Below are 4,168 nucleotides of genomic sequence, written 5' to 3' on the forward strand. Positions count from 1 at the left end.
ACTGTCTCTCTGCTGGCACTGAACTTGTTCATCAATTCCTTCTCTGTGGGGAGTTTATCCCCGACGGAGTATTTCCCGGACTTGAGTTCTTCGAGCAAGTAACGTTCAATGAGAGTGTACTTTGGAGTGATGGCAATCGCCCCCAGTTAGAATGTACGTACATATGGAATTTTACACTTCAATATTAGTTGAGTCAAGTTTTCTTGGCAAGGAGTAGTCTCGATCGATATTTGCCTTTCAAAGGGTTATTCGGAGAACAGACCCTTCTGACAGAAAGGAGAACACCTGCCGGTGAGAATAGCCGTAAGGCCCTTTCCAGAGCTTCTTTTCGAGAAGATCGAGATGATATACTTCAATCGGGAGGTGGAAAAATGAATAAATTGCTGCTTGTAGTATTGATGGTTGTGATTCTTTCTGTTTCTGCGTATGGATACACTTTCAACACAAACAATATCGGAGCTTCAATCGCATACTTTCCCTTCATCCTTCAAACTTTCTCGGCAAGGGGATATTATCACTTCGGTTTCAAGATAACGAATCCCTGGAGTATTGGCCCGATAGATTTCACTCAAGTTATGTTGTACGCCGGTCCCACAGTTTCTTACAGCTATGACAACGTTCATCACAGTCTTGAGGCAGGTATCAGCGGCAGACTCTTTTCTGGAATCGAAAATCTCTCTTTCAATCTTTTTGGCAGAAGATTCATGATTGCCGTAGGCCTAAGAGGTTCATCTACCTTCTCTTTCTCGACATTGAAGCTTTCAAAGCCTCAAATATCACCGGCACTGAGCATTATCGACGTCACCAAAATGACAGACAGAATGAATTACTCGCTGTTCTTCTGGCCGCTGCCGGTTCTGCTGGGATTTGATCTGTACTTCTAATTGTTCATTGCTGTTGTTCCTTTGTACTTCTGTCTCTCACAACAAACAGGAGTAGGCATAGAAGAATGAACTCTTCCGGCTGAAGGATTTTCTGATATGAAAGCTACTGAGAGGATGTGATCCGCTTATGAGAGTATTCTCTGTTATGGGCAGTCCGAGATTGAAGGGCAATACTATGCTTGTTCTGGATAATTTCATGAAGGGAATGAGAGAGGGACATGATAAGCTGGAACTGAAATCCGCCTTTCTTCATGGGAGGAAGATCGAACCGTGCGCGGGCTGCGACAAATGCAAGAATGATAGTGAATCCTGCGTAATTAATGACGACATGCTTGATCTCTATGGTGAAGTCGTTGCAGCCGATGTGATTATCTTCTCTACACCTATTTACTGGTGGAACATGAGTGCTCAGTTGAAGACTTTCCTTGACAGATTGTACGCGCTCGACTACGAAAAGGCCTTCAAAGGAAAGAAGTTAGTTCTTCTCATGACTTACGGTGGTGAGGATCCTAATTCTGGAGCCGAGATTGTCGAAAAGAGCATGAGGGAGATCTGTGACTTCGTTTCTATGGAGTTTTCTGTGAGCTTCGGAATGTGCAGTGAACTGAGTGAAGATGAAAGAGCTCAGGCTCTTGAAAAGGTATACAATCTTGGTTTTGATCTTTGAGCGCTTCATGCGAACCGGCAGAATTTTGAAAGAATCGATTTGGCTTGAGTCCTTTCAGAGTCGAAGATAGCGTTGAATTTCCTCCAAGGGAATTATGAGATTCGAATCTCTGCCACATTCAGATAGCGCTCCTTTCTATGGTAATCATTACCCACATAATCTTCTGTTGAGTTCAATCATCTTGTTCCTCAGTTCCAGAATCCCCTAGAATTCACGCATCTCTTCAGTCTAGCATCTCACTTATTCGCTCTCACTTTTTTACCAAGAGAAGAACCAGGACGCGTAGCGTAAGAACTAGAGCCGCTTTTCTCTCTCTTGCGGGGGTCCTGTTTACGGCTCCTAAATGTGATCTCATCACGTGGGTATCGCGCACGCCCCGTACATATAGAGGTGACAGGAATGAAGTTAGAGGTTAGAAAGGCAGCAAGATCTAATTGCTCTTCTTATCTCTTCACTTTGGCTTCTTACGTTTTGTTGCCTCCTGCGAAGCAGCATCACTTCCTCGCGCAGCGAGTCTCACTTCCCCGGATGTTACTCCGGGCATAACTTCCTGGGATGTTCTTCCCAGCATCACTTCTGCTCTTTCCAGACCCTAGACCCAACGACCCCAGACCCGGCTCTTCCTTGCTCTTGATCTTAAATCCCCGCTTGAGCGGGGGGGACCGCTTGCGGTGGGGTGTGTGCTCTTTGAACAACGTTTAGAATAAGTTGGCCTGTTCGAAATTGAATGATATATTCGCTCTTAACTTTGTTTGGTCTGTGATCCATATGCATGCTCCTGCCAGAGACCAAGAACTAACATCGAGCAACCGTTCACATAGGACTATTTCTTAGCATCGGTTTTTTTCGCATACAAGGACCAACACCCTCCGCCACTACGTGGCCCTCCTCCCTCGAGGGAGGACTTAAGATGAGGATCATCAGGAGCAAAATACAAACTCAAGCGAGAACCAGAATTCTACTGGCATCTAGCTCCCTGACTAATGGTGGTGACGAGCTCTCCAAGAGCTGAGGAGGAGCATTCGTCTTTGCATGTTTTTTTGAAGCCTCATTTTCTTCAATTAGGTGTCTTGTTCATTTTTCTATCTATTGACAATCAGCGGTAACGGTATATAATATCTTTGACTAACCGGTCAGTCAGGAGGTTGAAATTGAAATCTTCAGATGTAAACGAGGCTCGAGAAAGAATAATAAAGTCATCGATTGAGTTGTTTTCTCAAAAGGGATTTCACGCCACAACTGCAAGCGAGATAGCGGAAGCTGCGGGGGTAACCAAAGGTCTCATATACTATTACTTCAATAGCAAGGAAGAGATTCTTAGCCGCCTTGTGGATTCTCTGCTAAAAGATGCGACGACGATAGCGATGGACTTCGTTCAGGCAAGTATTATCCAGATGATAAGAGATGGAGAGCTAGACATAGAGCATGACAGGATGAAGTTCATCGATGAAGATTCGGTGGCGCGTTTCGTGAAGAGGTCGATCTTCTATTACGACAAGATACTCAACTATCTCATTGAGCACAGGCTAATTCTAAGAATATTGATGTACGAATCCTTAAAAGAAAGCAAACACCACGACGACCTCTTCAGATTGCTTGATCTCACAAAAGATACCGAGGACAACCCGATTTTCAAATCGATTTCCGAAGCCGATAGCGACTTCAACTACTCGTCTGAAATGACGCTTTTCAAATTCTTCTTCTCGATAATTCCGCTTGTAACCTTTGCAGCTTACTACGACGACCTTAAAAAGAAGAGTCTGATGAGTGATGAGGAATTGCGCAACTCGTTTTTACAATCATTTCGAGTTGTTCTCTCTTCTCTGATAAAAGGGACCGAGATTTCACTGAGGACAGGAAATCCTGGTCAATCGTGATCAAAGATTGCCAGCGAGAATTCTTCACGAAGCTTTCTGGTGGGACTTTCTTGGTTTTGAAACGATTCTCATCTGGAATGAATGATTAGATAGATGGAAATGATGGAGGATGCTATGACTTGGCATTTCATTGAGACAAAAGCGGTTATCGAAGAACTTGAAGTCGATCCAGAAATAGGCCTTGGTTTTTCTGAAGCGGAAGGACGTCTGGGCAAATACGGCGAAAACATTCTCCGCGAGGAGAAGAAGAAGACGAATCTTGAACGTTTTTTAGAGCAGTTCAAGGACGTTATGATAATCATTCTGATTGCAGCCGCAGCGATTTCGTTTCTTGTCTCGATCTTCGAAAAGGAAGGGTTCTTTGAGCCAGTCTTGATCATGCTTATTGTTATCTTGAACGCTGTTATCGGTGTAATACAGGAGAGCAAGGCAGAGAAGGCTCTGGATGCCCTGAAAAAGCTTTCCTCGCCAAACGCCAGAGTAATCCGTGACGGAGAACAGAAGTTGATTCGGGCATCGAAACTGGTGCCGGGAGATATTATCCTAATTGAGGCCGGTGATTTTGTTCCTGCCGACGCGAGAATCATTGAAAGTGCGAGTTTGAAGGTCGACGAGTCTGCCCTGACCGGTGAATCGGTCCCCTCCGAGAAATCGGCAGATGCAATCGTTAAGGAAGAGGCCTCTATCGGTGATAGACACAACATGGTTTTCTCGGGATGCGGCGTCAGCTATGGAAGAGG

5 protein-coding genes are annotated in these 4,168 nt (G+C 44.7%); 4 read left to right on the top strand and 1 reads right to left on the bottom strand.

Annotated elements, in window-relative coordinates; all coding sequences use genetic code 11:
• The coding region (locus ENN47_11480; protein HDP78774.1) for a GntR family transcriptional regulator at positions 1-110 on the bottom strand (110 nt) is incomplete at its 3' end.
• A gap of 261 nt (positions 111-371) precedes the next feature.
• Here ENN47_11480 and ENN47_11485 point away from each other — a divergent pair.
• The 4 genes from ENN47_11485 to ENN47_11500 all read left to right on the top strand — a co-directional run.
• A complete protein-coding gene (locus tag ENN47_11485) occupies positions 372-884 on the top strand; it encodes a hypothetical protein (protein ID HDP78775.1) in 513 nt (170 codons plus the stop codon).
• A 127-nt stretch (positions 885-1,011) separates the two neighbouring features.
• The gene (locus ENN47_11490) at positions 1,012-1,551 is read left to right on the top strand and encodes a flavodoxin family protein (protein HDP78776.1); all 540 of its coding nucleotides are present in this window, start codon (positions 1,012-1,014) and stop codon (positions 1,549-1,551) included.
• A 1,151-nt stretch (positions 1,552-2,702) separates the two neighbouring features.
• On the top strand, positions 2,703-3,428 hold the full coding sequence (locus ENN47_11495) for a TetR/AcrR family transcriptional regulator (protein ID HDP78777.1): 726 nt from the start codon (positions 2,703-2,705) through the stop codon (positions 3,426-3,428).
• Between the two features lie 114 nt (positions 3,429-3,542).
• A partial coding sequence (locus tag ENN47_11500; protein ID HDP78778.1) for an ATPase occupies positions 3,543-4,168 on the top strand: 626 nt, incomplete at its 3' end.

It is taken from the genome of Mesotoga infera (assembly GCA_011045915.1).
Taxonomy (GTDB): Bacteria; Thermotogota; Thermotogae; order Petrotogales; family Kosmotogaceae; genus Mesotoga; species Mesotoga infera_D.